Source organism: Burkholderia anthina, assembly GCF_001547525.1.
In the GTDB taxonomy this organism is placed as follows: Bacteria; Pseudomonadota; Gammaproteobacteria; order Burkholderiales; family Burkholderiaceae; genus Burkholderia; species Burkholderia semiarida.
Genome location: NZ_CM003768.1, coordinates 1115928 through 1135259 on the forward strand (window position 1 = coordinate 1115928; position 19332 = coordinate 1135259).

Sequence of the window (19332 nt, forward strand, 5' to 3'; positions counted from 1 at the left end):
CGTCCGGCGCATGCGAGGCGTCATGCTTGCGCGGAGCGCCGCGATCGCGTGCGCTTGGCCGCGTACATCGCGTGGTCCGCGTGCTCGATCAGCGCATTCATGTCGGTGCCGTCGTCCGGCAGCACCGCGATGCCGACGCTGACGCCGAGCTGCAGCGCATGCCCGTCGAATTCGAACGGCTCGCCCACCCGCCGCGCGAGCCGCGTGCTTTGCGCATGGGCATCGTCGCGTGTGCCGATATTCGGCAGGATCACCGCGAATTCGTCGCCGCCGATGCGCGCGACCGTATCCGAGCGCCGCACCGCGGCTTGCATCCGCGTGGCGACCTCGCGCAGCGCGGCGTCGCCCGCGCGGTGGCCGAACCCGTCGTTGATCGGCTTCAGCCCGTCCATGTCGATGTTGAGAATGCCGAGCCGGCCACTTGCGCGTAGCGCCGAGTGCATCGACTGGCGCAGGCGGTCGTAGAACAGCGCGCGGTTCGGCAGGCCCGTGAGCGCGTCGTGGGTCGCGCGCAGGTAGAGCTCGTTCGCTTCGTTGCGCGCCGCGTGGAACATCGCGGCGGCGATCAGGTCGGCCATCAGCCGCAGGGTGGCCGAGTCGGCCGGCGAGAAGCCGTCGACGTCCGGCGACATCACCTTCAGCACGCCGACCGTCGTGTCGGCATGCGCGAGCGGCATCACGAGCATCGAGCGCAGGCCGACCCGGCGGCACGCATCGCGATCGACGCGCGGGTCGGTTTCGGAATCGATGCAGTGCAGCAACTCGCCTTGCTGCACGCACAGCCCCGACAGGCTGCCCGAGCGTCGCAACCGCAGGCCGAGCATGCCGGCCGCCGTGCCCGACGCGGCGCGGTACACCATGTCGTCGCCTTCGGCGAATTCGACCGCGGCGGCGCTCGCGCCGGTGAGCTTCGGCATCTGTTCGGCCACGTACGCGATCACGCTGCCGAGGTCCATGCCGAGTTTCGCGATTTCGGCTTGTGCCGCGATGATGCGCAGCAACGTGTCGGCGGACGGGGTGGCGGAGTCGGCGGTTTGATTCAAGTCAGTTTTCCATGAAGAAAGTACGTCGCGCGACACGTACTTGCGGTAGCATACGCGCCGCCTGCGGCAGCGCGCGTGGCGGGGCGGTCCGCCACGGACCGCGGCCGGTGCCCGGCCCCCGGCCAGCCGTATCGCGCCGGCAGTATGCCGTTCCAGCCGTCCCGCTGGCAACGGCGCAATTCTTGCCATTCCCTCTTCCCGCGCGGCATTTCCGACCGAATTGAGGTTTTTTCGCTTCACAGTCGCGAATCACGGTAAGTTTTGTTCTATTTTTGAGATAGTGTGACGAATGAGCGGGCGCCGGTGCCAGGCGCGCCGCAACGCGACGAACCGGCCGCTGAAGCATCCGCCGCGTCGTACCGACAAATGCAATCAGGTCATATAGATGAGAGGAAGCAGAGGGGATGTGCACTCACGGGCATAGCTGCTTTGTGCGCGTCCGTTTCGACGCGCGGATGGACCGGACGATCGTGACGATGGAGAGCGGCGCATGAGGCCGGCCGTGTCGCTGTTCGTCCTCGCGGCCGCGATGACCGGGGCTTTCCACGCGGCTGCGCTGTCGGCCGCGCCGATGCCGGCGGTGCCGGCCGTCGCTTCGACGTCCGCTGCCGATCGCGCGGCGGCGACCGATGCAGCGCCGGCCGCGACGCCCGCTACCGCGCCGACGGCGGCCAGCGCGCCGGCCGCCGGCCTGCCGGCCACGACCGTGCGCATGCCGTTCGCGTCGCTCGGCGCGTTCGATCCGCTGCGCCTGCGCGGCGCCGACGACGCGCGCACGATCAACGCCGGCGTGCGGCTCGACCGCGTGATCACGGGCGCGCGATTGCGCCTGACCTACGCGTATTCGCCGTCGCTGGTCTTTCCGCTGTCGCACCTGAAGGTGTCGGTGAACGGCGAGGTGATCGCGACCGTTCCGTTCGATGCGGCGCGCGCCGGGCGCACGGTCACGCAGGAGATCCCGATCGATCCGCGCTACTTTTCCGATTTCAACCAGATCGGCCTGCGCCTGATCGCGCACTACACGCTCGACCATTGCGAGGATCCGGCGAACTCGGCGCTGTGGGCCGACGTGAGCCCGACGAGCGAGCTGATCCTCGACGAATCGCCGGTGCGCCTGCCGAACGATCTCGCGCTGCTGCCCGCGCCGTTCTTCGACCGGCGCGACAACGGCCGCCTGCGGCTGCCGTTCGTGCTGCCGGCCACGCCCGATTCGGCGACGCTGCGCAGCGCGGGCGTGCTCGCGTCGTGGTTCGGCGCGCTGGCCGACTACCGGCATGCGCGCTTCCCGGTATCGGCCGCGCTGCCGGCCGACGACCAGGCCGTCGTGGTCGGCACGGCCGCGACGCTGCCGGCCGGTCCCGCGCTGCCCCCCATCAACGGTCCGCTGCTCGCGGTCGCCGACAATCCGGCCGCGCCGGGGCGCAAGCTGCTGATCGTCACGGGCCGCACGGCGGCCGAGGTCGACGACGCGGTCGCGACGCTCGTGCTCGGCCGCGCGGCGCTGTCCGGGCCGGCCGCGACGGTCGCGCACGTCGATCTCGGCGCGCCGCGCAAGCCGTACGACGCGCCGCGCTGGCTGCCGGTGAACCGGCCGATCGCGTTCCGCGAACTCGTGAACGACCCGCGCCAGCTCGAAGTGCGCGGCACGACGCCCGACGCGATCCGGCTGAACCTGCGCGTGCCGGCCGATCTGCATTCGTGGAACGGCGCGGGCGTGCCGATCACGCTGCGCTACCGCTACACGGCGCCGACCGTGCAGGACAATTCGACGCTCGCCGTCGAGATCAACGACCAGCTCGTGAAGTCGTACCGGCTCGGGCCGGCCCACGCGGAGGACGCGCACGGGCGCATGCAATTGCCGCTGCTGTCGGTGCCGGAAGGGCGCGTGACGAGCGACGTCGACATTCCCGCGTTTCGCGTCGGCAGCGGCAACCAGCTGCAATTCCGCTTCACGCTCGATTCGCAGAAGACGGGCCTGTGCTCGAGCACGGCCACCGAGCCGCAGCGCGCGGCGATCGATCCGGATTCGACGATCGACTTCTCGCATTTCGTCCATTACGCGCAATTGCCGAACCTCGCGTTCTTCGCGAACAGCGGCTTTCCGTTCACGCGCTTCGCGGACCTGTCGCAGACGGCCGTCGTGCTGCCCGAGCGGCCCTCGCCGCAGGAGCTCGAGGCGTACCTGACGATGCTCGGCCACATGGGGGAATGGACCGGCTTCCCGGCGCTGCGCGTGCAGGTCGCGCGGCCCGGCGACGTCGCCGCGCTGTCCGGGCACAAGGATGTGCTCGTGATCGACGGCTCCCCGGCGTCGCCGCTGCTCGCGAACTGGCGTGCGTCGCTGCCGCTCGCGATCGGCGAGCCGGGCGGCGCGGGCGGCGCGGGCGGCGGCGGCGCGACACGCGTCGCGTTCACGGTGAAGGAGCGCTGGCGCAACGGCGTGGGCGTCGCCGACGGCGGCGCGCACATCGAACAGACGGGCCCGCTCGCCGCGCTCGCCGGTTTCGAGCTGCCGGGCAGCCGCGGCCGCAGCGTCGTCGCGCTGACGGCGACCGACCAGCCGCGCCTCGGCGATCTGCTCGACGTGTTCGAGAACGCCGGGCTCGTGTCGCAACTGCAGGGCGACCTCGCGCTGGTGCGGCCGGGGCAGGTCGACAGCCTGCGGGTCGGCGAGCCTTACGTGGTCGGCTTCGTGCCGTGGTATGCGCGCGTGTGGACGGAGGCGGCGCGGCATCCGGTCGTGCTCGGCGCGGTGGGCGTCGTCGCGGGGCTGCTGCTCGCGCTCGGCGTGTTCAGCGTGCTGCAACGAATCGCCGCGCGTCGACGGGGGATGTAACGGATGGCGCGGGCAATGACGAAGCGACGGGCGACGCAGCCGGCGCGGCGTGTCGGCGCGACGCTCGCGCTGGCGGTGGCGGTGACGTGCGCGGCGGCCGGCATGGCCATGCACGCGCGGGCCGCGCCGGCCAGTGCAGCCGATGCCGCCGCCGCGGGATGCAGCGCCGCGTGGCCGCGCTGGGACGCGTTCAAGCGCGATTTCATCTCGGCCGACGGCCGCGTGATCGACGTCGGCTCGGCCGATTCCCGCACGGTATCGGAGGGGCAGGCGTATGGGCTGTTCTTCGCGCTGGTCGCGAACGACCGGCGCATGTTCGACACGATCCTCGCGTGGACCGAGAACAATCTCGCGCAGGGCGACCTGAGCGCACGCTTGCCGGCGTGGCTGTGGGGCCGCGCGCCCGACGGCGCATGGCGCGTGCTCGACGCGAACGCGGCGTCGGACGCCGACCTGTGGATCGCCTATGCGCTCGTCGAGGCCGGGCGGCTGTGGCACGAGCGCAGCTATACGGCGCGCGGCGCGCTGCTCGCGAAACGCGTGCTCGACGACGAGACGGCGACCGTGCCGGGCCTTGGCCTCACGCTGCTGCCCGGGCCGACCGGGTTCAAGCTGGCCAACGGCCAATGGCGCGTGAATCCGAGCTATTCGCCGCCGCAGGTGATTCGCGCGCTCGCGGCGCGGCTGCCCGACGACCGGCGCTGGGCCGCGCTCGCATCCAGCACCGCTCGCGTGCTGCTCGACACCGCGCCGAAGGGCTTCTCGCCCGACTGGGCGCTGTATCGCGCGGGCAAGGGGTTCGGGCCCGATCCGGATACGCACGCGGAGAGCGCGTACAACGCGATTCGCGTGTACCTGTGGGCCGGCATGCTTGACCGCGCCGATCCGCTCGCCGCGCCGCTGCTCGCGAAGTTCGCGCCGTTTGCCGACCATATCGCCGCGCATGGCGCGCCGCCGGAGAAGGTCGATACGACGACGGGCGTCGCGGGCCCGAACGACGGCAACGGCGGCTTCTCCGCGGCGGCCGTGCCGTTCCTCGACGCGCGCGGCCAGCACGCGCTCGCGGATGCGCAGGCGGCGCGCGTCGAGACGCTCGCGCGCCAGTCGGCGCCCGGCTATTACTCCAGCGTGCTGACGCTGTTCGGGCTCGGCTGGCGGGACGGCCGCTACCGGTTCGAAGCGGACGGCACGCTCGACACCCGTTGGGGAGGCCGTTCGTGCGCCGCCCGTTGAAGCGCGCCGCGCCGCACGTCGCGGGATTCGCGTGGCTCGCGTCGTCGGTGTGCGCGGCGGCGCCGGGCGCCGCTTCGGGCGCCGCGGCGGCGATCGCCGCGGTTCCGTCGACCTCGGCTGCGGCCGATGCGCGGCGCGAGCTCGACACCGCGCGGATGTGGGGCATCAAGCATCGCGACGATCTCGCGCGCGATGCGTTGCGCAAGGGCCTGCTGATCGCGCCGGGAGACACCGAGCTGCTGGCCGAACAGGTGCGCGTGCTGCTGCGGCTCGGCGACGCGAAAGGTGCGCAGGCGTCGCTGGCGCGGCTGCAGGCGCAGTCGCCGAATGCGCCGGCCACGCGGCGGGTGGCCGACGAATACCGCGTCGCGACGAGCGCGCGCGGCGAGATGGCGCAGATCCGGCTGCTCGCGCGCAGCGGCCGCGCCGACGAGGCCGCCCGGCGGATCGTCGCGCTGTTTCCGAACGGCGCGCCGTCGGGTGCGCTCGGCGCCGAGTATTACCAGATCGTGTCGAATGCGCCGGGCGGGCGCGAGCCGGCGATCGCCGCGCTGCGCCGCGCGATCGCCGCCGATCCGCGCGACACGAGCGCGTCGATCGCGCTCGCGCGGCTGTTGAACCAGCGCGACGACACGCGCGCGGAAGCGAACCGGATCGCGTCGTCGCTCGCGACGCGCGCCGACGCGGACCATACGGAAGCGATGGCGCTGTGGCGGCGCGTGCTGCAGTCGGCCGGCAGCGATCCCGCGTATCTCGATGCGCTGCACGCATATCTCGCGCTCGCGCCGGACGATACGGAATTCCGCGATCGCGCGGCCGGCCTCGATCGGCAGCGCGATGCGCAGCGCCGGCTCGAGCGCGATCCCGACTACATCGCGCAGCAGCGCGGGCTGCAGGCGCTGGCGCGCGGCGACCTGGCCGCCGCCGACCCGCTGCTCGCGCGCGCCGCGCGGGCGCGGGCGGACGACGCCGATGCGCTGGGCGGGCTCGGCCTGCTGCGCCTGCGCGAAGGCCGGCATGACGAAGCGCGCGCGCTGTTCGCACGGGCCGCGACGCGTGCGACCGACCAGCGCGGCAAATGGCAAGGCCTCGCGCGCACCGCGCAATTCTGGGGGCTGCTCGCCCAGGGCCGCGAGGCGGCCAGTGCGGGCCGCCCGCGCGATGCCGAGCGCGCCGCGCGCGCGGCGCTCGCGATGCAGCCGGACAACCCGGACGCGAAGCTTCAGCTTGCCGATGCGCTGCTCGCGCAGCGCGACTGGGCGCAGGCGGAGCCATTGCTGCGCGGTTTGCTCGCCGCGCGCTCGCCGAGCGTGTCGGCCGTGCGCGACACGGCCACGCTGTATGAAAACACCGGCCGCGCGGACCGGATCGGCCCGTTGCTCGACGCGCTGCAAGGGCGCGTGACGGGCGCCGACGATCGGCGCGCGCTCGACGGCCTGCGCGGCGACCTGCTCGCGAAGGAAGCGCGCGCGCTGGCCGACAAGGGGGCACGCGGGCCGGCCGCGCAACGCTACGAGGCGGCCGTGCGCGCGACGCCCGACGCGCCGTGGACGCGCTTCGCGCTCGCGCGCCTCTATCGCGACATGGGGCTGCCGCAGCTCGGCCGCACGGTGATGGACGACGGGCTCGCGCTGAGCGATACCCCCGAGATGCGCTACGCGAACGCGCTGTACCGCAACTCGCTCGACGATGTCGCGGGCGCGCAGGCCGCACTGGCGCCGGTCGACGATGCGCACCGTTCGGACGGGATGCGTGCGCTCGCGCGCAAGCTCGATGCCGAAAATGCGCTCGCCGACGCGCGCGGCGCGCATGCACGCGGCGACCGCGCGGCATTCGCCGCCACGCTCGCGCACGCGCAGGCGAGCGCGCCGGACGATCCCGACATGCTCGCCGCGATCGGCGCGCAGTGGATCGACGCGGGCGAACCCGAGCGCGGCCTCGCGCCGCTCCACGACTGGATCGCCGCGCATCCGCGCGAAGCCGATGCGGACGTGCGCCTGCGCTACGGTGACCTGCTCGGCCGCGCGGGGCGCGACGACGCGCTCGCCGCGTGGCTCGACACGCTGCGCCGCGACCCGGCGCTGACGCCCGCGCAGACGGCGCGACTGGAGGACCAGTCGCTGCGGCTCGTGCTGCGGCAGACCGACGACGCGATCGCGCGACAGGATTATGCGCAGGCGCGCACGCTGCTCGATCGCGCGAGCCCGGCCGGCCGCGCGGACAAGCGCCATGCGCTCGAACTCGCCGATCTCGAACGCGCGCAGGGGCATTACGACGCGGCGCGCGAGGCGCTCGCGCCGGTCGTGGCGCGCACGCCCGACGACGCCGATACGCAACTCGCGCTCGCCCGGATCGACGAGGACAGCGGCAACCGTGCGGCCGCCCGCGAGCGCGTGCAGGCGGTGCTGGCGCGCACGCCGGACGACGACGTCGACACGCAGTTGTCGGCCGTGCGCCGCCTGAACGCGCTGCGCCGGCCGGACGAAGCCGCGCAGGTGACCGGGCGGCTGCAGGCCGCGTATCCGGCGCGCGCCGACGTGACGGTCGCGGCCGGCCGCGTGGCCGAGGCGCAGGGCCGCTACGACGACGCGGCGTCGCTGTACCGGCTGTCGCAGTCGCAGGAGCGCGCGACGGGGGTAGGCCCGGGCCGCGACGGGCTGACACCCGCGCAGGCCGCGTTCGCGGAGCTGGCGCAGCGGCGCAATCCCGAGATCGAGACCGGCTGGATACCCGCGTACAAATCGGGCGACGAAGGCATCTCGTCGTATCGCGCGCAGCAGGTGCCGATCTACATGCAGATGCCGGTCCGCTACGACGGGCACGTATTCGCGCAGATCGACACCGTGCATCTCGACCCGGGCACGCTCGATACGAGCGACCCGAACGCGTATTCGCTGAAGACGTTCGGCACGTACGCGGGGCTCCGGGGGCCGAACGGGCTGCCGCCGCCATTCCAGCCGAATCCGCAGGCCGCCGCGCTGCTCGCGAATCCGTCGGGCTCGCTGCACCAGTCGGTGACGGGCGTCGCGCTCGGCGCCGGTTACCTGTCCGATGCATGGCGCTTCGATCTCGGCACGTCGCCGCTCGGCTTTCCGGTGCATTACCTGGTCGGCGGCGTGCGTTATCGCTTCGACGCCGGCCCCGCGAGCTTCTCCGTGAATGCGTCGCGCCGGCCGGAAACGAGCAGCGTGCTGTCGTACGCGGGGATGCGCGACCCGTGGACGGGCGCGGTGTGGGGCGGCGTGCGCCGCGACGGCGTGAACCTGCGCGCGTCGGTCGACGTCGGCCGCACGAACCTGTTCGCGGAACTCGGCGCGGGCGTGCTGTCCGGCCGCAACGTCGAACGCAATGCGGAAGTCACGCTGCGCACCGGCTTCACGGTGCCCGTGTACGAGCGCGCGACGATGAAGGTCAGCACCGGGCTCGTCGGCAATGCGTGGCACTACGCGCAGAACCTGCGTTACTACACGTACGGGCAGGGCGGTTACTACAGCCCGCAGCGCTACCTGTCGCTCGGCGTGCCGATCGAATGGGCGGGGCGGCACGATGCGCTGTCGTGGGACCTGACCGTCACGGGCGGGATCTCGAACAGCTACGAGAAGGATTCGCTGTATTACCCGACGCTCTCCGGACAGCGGGCCGCGCAGGTGGCGGCCGGGTTCGTGTACGCGGGCAGTTCGACGCGCGGCGTGTCGTTCTCGTACGGCGTGAACGGCATCGTCGAGTATCGCGTGAACCCGCACCTGAGCGTCGGCGCGCAGTTGCACATCGACCGGTCGCACGACTATGCGCCGAGCTCGGCGCTCGTCTACCTGCGCTATGCGTTCGATGCGCGCGCGCCGCGCAGCTGGCTCGTGACACCCACGCCCGTGCGGCTTTATTCGGATTACTAGGGGAACGCGTGACTACGGAATTCGATGCTACCCGCCTCGCGCCCGGCGCCACTGGCCTGGTCGATCGCGTGCGCGCGCTGTTGCGCATGGGGCCGGCGGGCGGCCGTGCCGGCGCATCGAGCCGGCTCGCGATCGACGGCCTGCCCGACGCCTGGACGCAACTGGACGCCGGCGGCCTTTACGCGATCTACGCGGCCGGCGGCACGCCGGGGTGCGACGCGCTCGTGTGGGAAAGCGCGCGGCAGGCGCGCACACGCGACGTCACGATCGTGCTGGCGCGCGATCCGTCGAGCGTCGCCGCGCAGATGGCGTCGCTCGGCTTCGCGGACGGCGCGCAGCCGGCCGGCTGGCCGCGCAACCTGAACGTGCTGGCGATGCCGCCGGCGGCCGAGCCGGCCGACGCCGGCGCCGATGCCGGCGTGGCCGGCAGCGCGTCGGGCCGCGCGGCGCCCGGCCCGTTCGCGCGGCTGACGGGAGGTTTGCGCGCGATGAAGCGCTACGGGCTGCATGCCCGGTCGCTGTATTTCGTCGAAGGCGCGCAGCGCTGGTTCAGCTGGGACGATCCGGTCGCGCTCGCGGAGGAAGCGCACGCGCTAGCCGGCTGGTGCCGCACCCGCCGGATCGCGCTCGTGCTGCTGCTCGACCCGGAAGCCGCCCGGGCAGGCGGCGACACGCGTGCCGACGATGCGCCGCTCGTGCGCGATGCGCAGCGCGCGCCGCGCAGCGCCTTCCACGGAATCTGCTCGGGTGTCGCGCAGTTGCAGCGCACGCACGGCGAATTGCTGTGGGTCGTCGATTTCTGGCGCGCGGGCGACACGCTCGCGGCCGGCGAGGTGCGGCCGCTGCGTTTCGCGCCCGGCGGCCGGTTGACCGCCAGCGTCGATGGCGGCCCGACCGAACCGGCGCACCGGATGAAGCTCGCGAGCGACGAGGATCGCGTGGTGGTCAGCCGCGCGGTGCTCGACGGCGCGAGCCGCGTGCCGGACGGCTGGGAGATCGTCGACGACAACGCGGCCGTCGTCGCCGCGTGCGCGAACGCGCAGGCCGCGACCGCGGTGCTGGTGTTCCGCTCGCATGCGCAGCTCGAAGCGCTGTGCGCGGACGTGCACACGTTGCGCCGGCAGTGCGGCGGCGCGCTGAAGATCGCGGTCGTCGAGCGCGGCGAGGTGCTGCGCCAGCAGTTCGAGATGCTCGTGCTGAGCGTCGGCGCGAACCGCGTCGTCGCGCGCGACCTGCCCGTGTCGCGGATGCAGGCCGCCGTGCACGCGCTGCACGGCCAGCTCTACGCGCGGCCCGTCGCGGCCGACTATCGCGCGGCGCTCGCGGCCGCGCTCGGCGATTCGGTGCTCGGCTACCTGCCGGTCGGCGCGTTCTGCCAGCGGATTCGCGCGGTGCTCGATCGCGGCGCGGTGCTCGCGCTGCCGCATACGCTCGCGAAGCTCACGCTGCTGCCGGGCGTGTCGCACGTCGACGCGTTGCGGCATTGCCGGCCGCGTCGCGCGGGCGACGTCGTGACGGCCGATGCCGGGCACCTGTTCGTGTTCCTGTTCGCGTGCGAGCCGGTTGATGCCGAAGACGCGCTCGCGCGGATCTTCGACGTGCCGGTCGATACGCTGTCCGATCGCGTCGTGTGCCTGGGGCAGGGCAGCATCGACACCGAGCTCGACGCGCTGAAGGCCGAGAACCGGCGCGCGCCGATCGCCGATTACAGCGACCTGTTCGCGGCGGCGCGGCCGCCGGGCGCCGCGCGCGCAGCGGCCACGCCCGTCGCGCCCGGCGCGGCATTGCCCGACGCGAGCGAGGTGAGCGACGCGATCGACGCGATCGATGCGATCGATACCGTCGTCGCGCTCGACGCGATCGGCGTGCCGCAGGCGTCCGCGCCGGCTGCCGACGCCGCCGCGGCGCCGGACCCCGTCATTCCCGCCGTGCGTGCGCGCGGCGCCATTCGCAGCGCGATGCCGCTGCGCAAGCAGGAGGACGCATGATCGCCGAACTCGTCATCGGCTTCATCGTCGGTATCGTGATCGCGGTGCCGGTGTGGATCGTCGCGCAGCACCTCGGCATCGGCCGCGGCTTTCATGCACCGCGCGGCATCGACCGGCGCGACGCGGTGCCGTGCGAACTCGTGCCCGTCGCGCTGCGCGGCCGCCTGCTGCCGGGCGCGGGCGGCGACGAAGGCGATGAAGGCAATGAAGGCGACCAGTGCGGCAAGCGCGACAGCAAGGCGGCACGATGAAGACGATCGCCCTCACGTCGACGACGGGCGGCGCGGGCCGCACGACGCTCGCCGCCGCGCTCGCGGTGCTGCTCGCACGCCGCGGCCGGCCGGTCGTCGCCGTCGAATTCGATGCACAGAACCTGATGGGCGCGGCGCTCGGCCTCGATACGCTGGCCGAACACGGTCTCGCGCACGGCCTGCTGGGCGGCGCCGAACCGTGGCACACGCATACGTGGGGCAACGCCGACGGCGTGCTGTTCGTGCCGTACGGGCAGGTCGACGCGGCCGGCGCGGCCGCGTGCGATGCGCGGCTCGTGGCCGATCCGGCGTGGCTCGCGCGCGCGCTCGACGAGATCGCGCTGCCGGCCGATGGCGTCGTGCTGATCGACACCGCCCGCTATCCGTCGCCGCAGGCCGATCAGGCGATCCGGTGCGCGGACCTGACGCTCGTCGTCGTGCCGCCGGAGCCGGTCGCCTGCGCGACGACGGCCGCGCGGCTCGGCGCGCTGCGGGCCGGCGGCGGCGACCTGCGGATCGTCGTGAACCGGCTGAACCCGGCGCGCGACATGCAGCGCGACGCGCTGGCGATGCTGCGCGCGGTCGCGGGGCCGGCGTCGATGCTCGAGCAGCGCATTCACGTCGACGCGGCCGTGCCCGAAGCGCTCGCGCGCGGCAGCTGGATCTTCGACGACGCGCCGTATTCGCAGGCGTCGCACGACCTGAACGGCGTCGCGAACTGGGTCGATACGTGGCTGAAGGCGGTCGTCGCCGGCCGCGCGGGAGCCATGCGATGAAGGCCGCGTTCGCGTCGCGACTGCGCGCGTTCGGCCGTCGAGCGGCCGACTGGTGCGCGCGCGGCATCGGGCTGCCGGCGCAACGCACGCGGCTGGACTGGCTCGTGCGGCTGTTCTTCCACGCGCCGCCGCCCGGGCGGCCCGATCATGTGCGCCGCTGGGTGCGCGTCGCGTTCCTGCAGCTCGCGCACGACTGGGGCGTGCTGCAGCCGCTCAGCGTGCGCGAATGGCTGTGGCGCGCGATCGTGCGCGCGCCGCGCGCGGCCGACGGCCGGCCCGCGCGCGATCCGCTCGCGTGGTTCGACAGGTTCGTGGTGCCCGTCTACGTGGCCGGGCGCGCGGTCGGCCGGCGCATCAACGCGATGCTCGAACGTCTGCCGTGGGCGCGCTGGGGCGGCTGGCTCGACGCGCGCGCGAACGGCGTCGGCCGGCGCCGCTGGCTCGCGCCGCTGCTGCTCGTGGCCGGCGCGGTGCTGTGGGCCGCGGCCGGGATGTCGCCGCTGATGCCCGGCGCGCAGTTCGCGTTCTTCGCGATCGTCGCGGTGCTCGCGCTCGCGCTGCGCCGCCTGCCGGGCCATCTGCCGACCCTCGCGCTCGCGTCGCTCGCGCTGCTCGCGGCCGTGCGTTACGTATGGTGGCGCACGACGCAGACGCTCGATTTCCGCAGCCCGATCGAGGCCGTCGCCGGCTACCTGCTGTATGGCGCCGAAGCCTATACGTGGATGATCCTGCTGCTCGGCTTCGTGCAGACCGCGTGGCCGCTCGACCGGCCGATCGTGCCGCTGCCCGACGATCCGGACACCTGGCCGAGCGTCGACGTCTATATCCCGACCTACAACGAACCGCTGTCGGTCGTGAAGCCGACCGTGTTCGCCGCGCAGAGCATCGACTGGCCCGCCGCGAAGCTGCGCGTGTACCTGCTCGACGACGGCCGGCGCCCGGAGTTCGCGGCATTCGCGGCCGAGGCCGGCATCGACTACCTGACGCGCGACGACAATCTCCACGCGAAGGCCGGCAACATCAACCGCGCGTTGCCGAAGACGCACGGCGAGTACATCGCGATCTTCGACTGCGATCACGTGCCGACGCGCTCGTTCCTGCAGACGACGATGGGCGTGTTCCTGCGCGACCCGAAGTGCGCGCTCGTGCAGACGCCGCACCATTTCTTCTCGCCCGATCCGTTCGAGCGCAACCTCGGCACGTTCCGCGAGGTGCCGAACGAGGGCAACCTGTTCTACGGCCTCGTGCAGTCGGGCAACGACCTGTGGAACGCGACGTTCTTCTGCGGATCGTGCGCGGTGCTCAAGCGCAGTGCGCTGGAGGAGGTCGGCGGCGTCGCGGTCGAGACCGTGACCGAGGATGCGCACACGGCGCTCAAGCTGCATCGGCGCGGCTATACGTCGGCGTACCTGCCGACCGTGCAGGCGGCAGGCCTCGCGACCGAAAGCCTCGCCGGCCACGTGAAGCAGCGCACGCGCTGGGCGCGCGGGATGGCGCAGATCTTCCGCATCGACAACCCGTTCCTCGGGCGCGGGCTCGGTTTCATCCAGCGGATCTGCTACGGCAACGCGATGCTGCACTTCTTCTACGGGATTCCGCGCCTGGTATTCCTGACGATCCCGCTCGCGTACCTGTTCTTCCACCTGTATTTCATCAACGCGTCGTCGCTCGCGCTCGCGAGCTACGTGATCCCGTACCTCGTGCTCGCGAACATCGCGAACTCGCGGATGCAGGGGCGCTACCGGCATTCGTTCTGGGCCGAGGTCTACGAATCGGTGCTCGCGTGGTACATCGCGCTGCCGACCACCGTCGCGTTCTTCAGCCCGAAGCACGGCAAGTTCAACGTGACCGACAAGGGCGGCAAGATCGACGAGGGCTACGTCGACTGGTCGACGTCGAAGCCGTATCTCGTGCTGTTCGCGCTGAACGTGCTCGCGATCGTCGCCGGACTGTGGCGGCTCGTGGCCGACCAGGGCGACGAGGCGTCGACGATCCTGATCACGCTCGGCTGGACCGTATACAACCTCGCGATGCTCGGCGCGGCGCTGGCCGTCGCGCGCGAAACGAAGCAGGTGCGCGTCACGCACCGGATCGCGATGCGCGTGCCGGCGATGCTGCTGCTCGCCGATGGCTCGACCGCCGCGTGCTTCACGAGCGACTACTCGACCGGCGGCCTCGGTCTTGAAGCCGTGCCGGGGCTGCCGCTCGCGGTCGGCGACACGCTGACGGTGTGCGTGACGCGCGGCGACCGCGCGTTTCCGTTCCCGGTGCGCGTGACCCGTGTGACGCCGACCCACGTCGGCGTGAGCTTCGAGGCGCTGACGCTCGAACAGGAGCGTCAGCTCGTGCAATGCACGTTCGGCCGCGCGGATGCGTGGCTCGACTGGCACGAAGGCGCGCGGCCCGACACGCCGCTCGGCGGGCTCAAGGAAGTGCTGCGGATCGGGTTGGACGGTTACGTACGAATGTGGAAGGGTGCGGCGCGCGGCGTGCAGGCCATGCTCGCGCCGAAACTCGATCGCGCGCGCGACTGACGCGGCGCGCATCATGGAGTGGGTTAGATGACGTTCTGGAATCTGTATTTCATCCTGAAGTTCGCGCTGTTCGCGACCGGGCGCCTGCAGCCGTTCTGGCTCGCGAATCTCGCGTTCGCGGTGGCGCTGGTGGCGAGCGCGCCGATCCGGTCGCGCGCGTGGCGCATCGTCCGGCAGGTCGTGGCGATCGCGATCGCGGTGCCGCTGCTCGCGCGCGAGCTGCATGCGCCGCCGCTCGCCCGTCTCGCGGAGGCCGCGCGCGAAGTCAGCACGTTCCGGCTCGACTACTGGATGGAGCTGCTGCCGCGCCTGTTGCCGCCCGTGCTCGCGCTGACGATCGTCGGCGTACTGATCGTCTATTTCATCGTCAATCGCTGGCTGCGCGTCGCAACGTTCGTGGTGGCCGTGCTCGTTGTCATGCCGTTGTGGCAGGCCGGCAGCGGGCTGATGGCGCGCGTCGTCGCGCCGGCCCAGCCGCAGGCGAACGCGGCGGGCGCCACGCGCGTCGACGCACCCGAGGATCACAACGCGGCGCTCGCGACGTTCCGCGCGCAGGAATCGCAGCGCCAGGTCGCGTTCGGTCATCTCGGCAGCGACCCGGCCGCGCAGTTCGACGTGATCGTGCTGCACGTCTGTTCGCTGTCGTGGGACGACCTCGATGCGGCGAAGGTGCGCAACCATCCGATGCTGAGCCACTTCGACTACCTGTTCACGAACTTCAGCACGGCCGCGAGCTACAGCGGCCCGGCGGCGATCCGCGTGCTGCGCGCGAGCTGCGGGCAGGAGGCGCATGCGGACCTGTACAAACCCGCGCCGCAGCAGTGCCACCTGTTCTCGCAACTGGCCGGCGCCGGCTACACGGTGCAGTCGCTGCTGAACCACGACGGCCATTTCGACAACTTCCTGCAGGTGATCCACGACAACATCGGCGTGGCCGATGCGCCGATGATCTCGAACGCGGCCGCGCCCGTTGCGATGCATGCATTCGACGGCTCGGGGATCAAGGACGACTATGCGACGCTCGCGAACTGGTACGCGCAGCGCGCGTCGGTGCCGGGGCCGGTCGCGCTGTACTACAACACGATCAGCCTGCACGACGGCAACCGCGTCGTCGGCAGCGCGCTGACGAGCATCGACTCGTATCCGCAGCGCGCGACGAAACTGATGACCGACTTCGACCGGCTCGCCGACCTGATCGCGCAATCGGGCCGCCGCGCGGTGATCGTGTTCGTGCCCGAGCACGGCGCCGCGTTGCGCGGCGACAAGAACCAGATCGCGGGGCTGCGCGAGATTCCGACGCCGCGCATCGTGCACGGGCCGGTCGGCGTGCGGCTCGTCGGCTTCACCGGCAACCACGGCGCGACGACCGTGATCGAGCAGCCGACCAGCTTCCTCGCGCTCGCGCAGTTGCTGTCGAATCTCGTGTCGAACAGTCCGTTCAAGCCGGGCGCGACGCTCGCGCAATACGCGGCCGATTTGCCGCGCACGCGGATGATCGGCGAGAACGAGGGCACGGTGACGATGCAGACGGCCGCGGGTTACGCGGTGAAAACTCCGGATGGCGTATGGATCGACGAACAGTGACGATTACCGGCGAAGGCGACGACGATCGCCTGTCGCAACCGAACGACGTGATCGGCCTCGCGCGGCATCTGCCCGCGCTCGATCCCGAGCGCTACGTCGACGAGCAGGCGCGCCGCGCGTTCGACGCGTCGCTCGATCGCTGGCCGGTGCTCGCGAAGTTGATGGGGCTGAAGCGGTAAACGCGCGACGGCCGGCATGATGGCCGGCCGTCGTCGCCTTGTCGGGGCAGGCTGCCTACTGCGCTTTGCGTTCCGGCTGCCGCGTCCATTCGTTTTCTTCGCCCGGCACCTTGCCGAAGGTCTGATCGGCCCACGCGGCCCGCGCCGCGTCGATCTTCGCGCGTTCGCTCGACACGAAGTTCCATTCGATGAATCGCTCGCCCGGCAGGTGCGCACCGCCGAGCAACATCACGCGTGCGCCGTTCGCGCTGGCGAGCGCCACGGTCGCGCCCGGTTCGAGCACGGCCATCGTCGCCGGGGCGAGCGGCGTGCCGTCGACGGTGAGGTCGCCGTCGACGAGATACACGCCGCGTTCTTCATGTTCCGCATCGAGCGTGAGCGTACCGCCCGACGCGAACTCCGCAACCGCATAGAGCGTCGGCGAGAATACGGCGACCGGCGACACGAGCCCGAACGCGGTGCCCGCGATCACGCGTACGCTCACGCCGTCGCGCGTGAACGACGGCAGCGTGTCGGCCGCATGGTGAACGAACGCGGGTGCGGTGTCTTCATGCTCGACCGGCAGTGCGACCCAGGTCTGGATTCCGTGCACCGGCTGCTCGCGCGGCCGATCCTCGTCGGGCGAGCGCTCCGAATGCACGATGCCGCGGCCGGCCGTCATCCAGTTCACGTCGCCCGGCACGATCTTCTGCCGGAAGCCGAGGCTGTCGTGATGCATCAGCGAGCCGTCGAACAGGTAGGTGACGGTCGCGAGCCCGATGTGCGGATGCGGGAGCACGTCGATGCCGCGCCCGGCCGGCAGCACGGCCGGGCCCATCTCGTCGAAGAAGATGAACGGGCCGACGAGGCGCGCGGCGCGCGCGGGCAGCACGCGGCGCACGACGAGGTTGCCGATGTCGCTTTCGCGCGGCGTGAGCAGGGTCTTGATCGAGGCGGACATGACGGGAATCTCGTGACGGGGGCGGGAATACTCAAGCGATCGCCGTGTCGATCGCGATCGGGTGCGTGAGGATCTTGTGCACCGGGCATGCATTCGCGATCTGCAGCAGGCGTTCGCGCTGTTCGTCGGTCAGCTCGCCGTCGAGCGTGATGCGGCGCACGATCGTGCTGCCCGCGCTGCCCGATTCGTGCGCGAGCTTCACGTGCACTTCGTCGAGCGGCCAGCTTTTTCGTTGCGCATACATCTTCAGCGTGATCGCGGTACACGCGCCAAGGCTCGACAGCAGCAGCGCGACGGGCGTCGGCGCCGTATCGCCGCCGCCGAGCGACGCGGGTTCGTCGGCGCGCCACTGGTGGACGCCATCGGTGAAGTGGACGAGGTAATCGACCGGGCCGATGCTCGCTTCGACGGTGAGTTCGCTCATTGCAATTCCAGGTGGGGAAAGGGGCCGGGCCGGCCGGGCATGCCGCGGGCCGGACGTTACGGTTCGAGCAGGCGCTGCAGCCGCAGCTCCTCGAAATCCAGCTCGGATTCTATGCGGTGCAGCACCGCGTCGTCGACCCGGCCGTCGCGATGCAGGTCGAGCAGCGCGTCGCGCGACACGCCGACCAGTTCGAGCTCGACGCGCAGCATCCGCGCGCGCACGTCGGCGGGCGCCGCGCCGTCGCGGTGTGCGCGCTCGTTGAACGCGACGCGGTTGCGGTATTCGGTCAGCAGCCGGTCCAGCGATTCACGCTCGAGGCCGGCGCCGCGCTGTTCGCGCGCATCGAGTTCGGCGAGCGCCGCGCCGAACGTGTGCGCGCGCACCGCGTGCTCGGACATCGTGCGGCGCGCGGCCGGGCGCAGCTTCAGCACGCGGATTAGCGGCGCGAGCGTGCCGCCCTGCACGACGAGCGTCGCGATGATCAGCAGGAACGTGCTGAACAGGATCAGGTCGCGGCCGGGGAAATTGGCCGGCAGCGCGATCGCGGCCGCGAGGCTCACGACGCCGCGCATGCCCGACCAGCCGAGCACGACCGCTTCGCGCCACGACCACGCCGCGTGGCCCGCGCGCCGCGCGCGCAGGCGGCCCGGCAGCCACATCGCGACGAACACCCACATCATGCGCGCGCCGATCGCGGCGGCCGTCGCCGGCAGCGCGACCCGCAGGCCGGCCATCAGCACCGCGCCTTCGTGGTTCACGCCCGCGAGGATCGCGTGCAGCGCGAGGCCGATCAGGATGAACACGAGCGCGTCGAGCACGAACACGATCGCTTCCCACGTCGCCTTCGCCTTGATCCGCATGTCGGCGTCGAACACGCGATGCTGGCGCACGCCGAGCACGAGGCCGCAGGTGACGACCGACAGCACGCCCGAGCCGGCGACCGCTTCCGCGATTCCGTAGCTGCCCCATGCCATCGCGAAGGTCACGACGATGCCGAGCATCGGGTCGCGCAGGCGCGGCAGCACCCAGCACATCGCGTGGCCGCACGCGAGGCCGACCGCGATGCCGATCAGCGTGAGCGAGAAGAACAGGCCGGTGGCGCTCGCCGCCGTGATCGACGCGGCGAGCGCGGCCGATACGGCCATCTGGTACAGCAGCAGGCCCGACGCGTCGTTGACGAGGCTTTCGCCTTCGAGCACCGCGACGAGCCGCGCGGGCAGCGGGTGGCGCTGCAGGATCGCCTTCGCGGCGACCGCGTCGGGCGGCGACACGATCGCGCCGAGCGTGAAGCACGCGGCCCACGGCAGTGCGGGATTCGCCGCATGCACGGCAAGCGCGACCGCGACGGTCGTGAACGCCACGGCCCCGAGCGCGAGCGACGCGATCGACGCGAGCTCCTGCCGGAATTCCTTCCAGGCGGTGTAGAACCCGCTCGACATCAGGAGCGGCGGCAGCACGGCCGCGAGCAGCAGCGCCGGGTCCATGTCGGGCACGCGCTTGCCGGCGACGGCGACCGCGCAGCCGCCGAGCAGCAGCACGACGGCCGGCGGAATCGACACGCGTTCGGCGAGCCACGTGAGCGCGCCCGCGCCGCAGATCAACAGCAACAGGTAATGGAACAGCTCGACGTTGGTCATGCGCGGCCGGCGGC

The 19332-nt window shown here is 71.9% G+C and carries 13 protein-coding genes; 9 read left to right on the top strand and 4 right to left on the bottom strand.

All coding sequences use genetic code 11. The features are described 5' to 3' along the window. Window positions 1-20: 20 nt before the first annotated feature. Window positions 21-1043 (bottom strand): sensor domain-containing diguanylate cyclase, encoded by a 1023-nt coding sequence (locus WS64_RS05175; RefSeq protein ID WP_060965903.1) that lies wholly within the window; start codon window positions 1041-1043, stop codon window positions 21-23. 490 nt (window positions 1044-1533) lie between these two features. On the opposite strand from WS64_RS05175, the gene bcsB reads away from it, so the two are divergent. From bcsB to WS64_RS05220, 9 genes are read left to right on the top strand one after another with little or no spacing between them, the layout of a single operon-like run. Beyond that, complete coding sequence (bcsB, locus tag WS64_RS05180) at window positions 1534-3879, top strand: cellulose biosynthesis cyclic di-GMP-binding regulatory protein BcsB (RefSeq protein WP_060965904.1); 2346 nt, start codon at window positions 1534-1536, stop codon at window positions 3877-3879. A gap of 3 nt (window positions 3880-3882) precedes the next feature. Then, window positions 3883-5112 carry a cellulose synthase complex periplasmic endoglucanase BcsZ gene (gene bcsZ, locus WS64_RS05185; protein WP_060965905.1) on the top strand — a complete coding sequence of 410 codons (1230 nt, stop codon included), beginning with the start codon at window positions 3883-3885 and terminating at the stop codon, window positions 5110-5112. Further along, window positions 5097-9005: a cellulose synthase subunit BcsC-related outer membrane protein gene (locus tag WS64_RS05190; RefSeq protein WP_060966892.1), complete on the top strand. Its 3909-nt coding sequence runs from the start codon at window positions 5097-5099 to the stop codon at window positions 9003-9005. Before bcsZ ends, WS64_RS05190 begins: the two co-directional genes overlap by 16 nt. Window positions 9006-9013: 8 nt before the next feature. Continuing rightward, window positions 9014-10993 carry a cellulose biosynthesis protein BcsE gene (gene bcsE, locus WS64_RS05195; protein WP_060965906.1) on the top strand — a complete coding sequence of 660 codons (1980 nt, stop codon included), beginning with the start codon at window positions 9014-9016 and terminating at the stop codon, window positions 10991-10993. Further along, window positions 10990-11244: a hypothetical protein gene (locus tag WS64_RS05200; protein WP_060965907.1), complete on the top strand. Its 255-nt coding sequence runs from the start codon at window positions 10990-10992 to the stop codon at window positions 11242-11244. The genes bcsE and WS64_RS05200 overlap by 4 nt, the downstream gene beginning before the upstream one ends. Further along, the gene (gene bcsQ / locus WS64_RS05205) at window positions 11241-12020 is read left to right on the top strand and encodes a cellulose biosynthesis protein BcsQ (protein ID WP_060965908.1); all 780 of its coding nucleotides are present in this window, start codon (window positions 11241-11243) and stop codon (window positions 12018-12020) included. Before WS64_RS05200 ends, bcsQ begins: the two co-directional genes overlap by 4 nt. After that, entirely contained in the window at window positions 12017-14554 is a 2538-nt protein-coding gene (gene bcsA / locus WS64_RS05210; RefSeq protein ID WP_060965909.1) for a UDP-forming cellulose synthase catalytic subunit, read from the top strand. The genes bcsQ and bcsA overlap by 4 nt, the downstream gene beginning before the upstream one ends. Before the next feature lie 27 nt (window positions 14555-14581). Continuing rightward, window positions 14582-16138: a cellulose biosynthesis protein BcsG gene (gene bcsG, locus WS64_RS05215; protein WP_059640891.1), complete on the top strand. Its 1557-nt coding sequence runs from the start codon at window positions 14582-14584 to the stop codon at window positions 16136-16138. Further along, complete coding sequence (locus WS64_RS05220; RefSeq protein WP_059573787.1) at window positions 16120-16317, top strand: hypothetical protein; 198 nt, start codon at window positions 16120-16122, stop codon at window positions 16315-16317. The genes bcsG and WS64_RS05220 overlap by 19 nt, the downstream gene beginning before the upstream one ends. Before the next feature lie 55 nt (window positions 16318-16372). On the opposite strand, the gene WS64_RS05225 is transcribed toward WS64_RS05220, so the two are convergent. Genes WS64_RS05225 through WS64_RS05235 form a run of 3 tightly spaced genes read right to left on the bottom strand, consistent with a single transcriptional unit; the run spans window position 16373 to window position 19318 of the window. Then, entirely contained in the window at window positions 16373-17257 is an 885-nt protein-coding gene (locus WS64_RS05225; protein WP_060965910.1) for a pirin family protein, read from the bottom strand. A gap of 31 nt (window positions 17258-17288) precedes the next feature. After that, the gene (locus tag WS64_RS05230) at window positions 17289-17681 is read right to left on the bottom strand and encodes an OsmC family protein (protein WP_060965911.1); all 393 of its coding nucleotides are present in this window, start codon (window positions 17679-17681) and stop codon (window positions 17289-17291) included. A 56-nt stretch (window positions 17682-17737) separates the two neighbouring features. Further along, window positions 17738-19318: a cation:proton antiporter gene (locus tag WS64_RS05235; protein WP_059640885.1), complete on the bottom strand. Its 1581-nt coding sequence runs from the start codon at window positions 19316-19318 to the stop codon at window positions 17738-17740. Window positions 19319-19332 lie beyond the last annotated feature (14 nt).

Coding starts and splice junctions, on each gene's coding strand:
- WS64_RS05230 (WP_060965911.1), bottom strand. CDS start 17,681: ATGAGCGAACTCACCGTCGAAGCGAGCATCGGCCCGGTCGATTACCTC.
- bcsB (WP_060965904.1), top strand. CDS start 1,534: ATGAGGCCGGCCGTGTCGCTGTTCGTCCTCGCGGCCGCGATGACCGGG.
- WS64_RS05225 (WP_060965910.1), bottom strand. CDS start 17,257: ATGTCCGCCTCGATCAAGACCCTGCTCACGCCGCGCGAAAGCGACATC.
- bcsQ (WP_060965908.1), top strand. CDS start 11,241: ATGAAGACGATCGCCCTCACGTCGACGACGGGCGGCGCGGGCCGCACG.
- WS64_RS05200 (WP_060965907.1), top strand. CDS start 10,990: ATGATCGCCGAACTCGTCATCGGCTTCATCGTCGGTATCGTGATCGCG.
- WS64_RS05220 (WP_059573787.1), top strand. CDS start 16,120: ATGGATCGACGAACAGTGACGATTACCGGCGAAGGCGACGACGATCGC.
- WS64_RS05235 (WP_059640885.1), bottom strand. CDS start 19,318: ATGACCAACGTCGAGCTGTTCCATTACCTGTTGCTGTTGATCTGCGGC.
- bcsA (WP_060965909.1), top strand. CDS start 12,017: ATGAAGGCCGCGTTCGCGTCGCGACTGCGCGCGTTCGGCCGTCGAGCG.
- bcsG (WP_059640891.1), top strand. CDS start 14,582: ATGACGTTCTGGAATCTGTATTTCATCCTGAAGTTCGCGCTGTTCGCG.
- bcsZ (WP_060965905.1), top strand. CDS start 3,883: ATGGCGCGGGCAATGACGAAGCGACGGGCGACGCAGCCGGCGCGGCGT.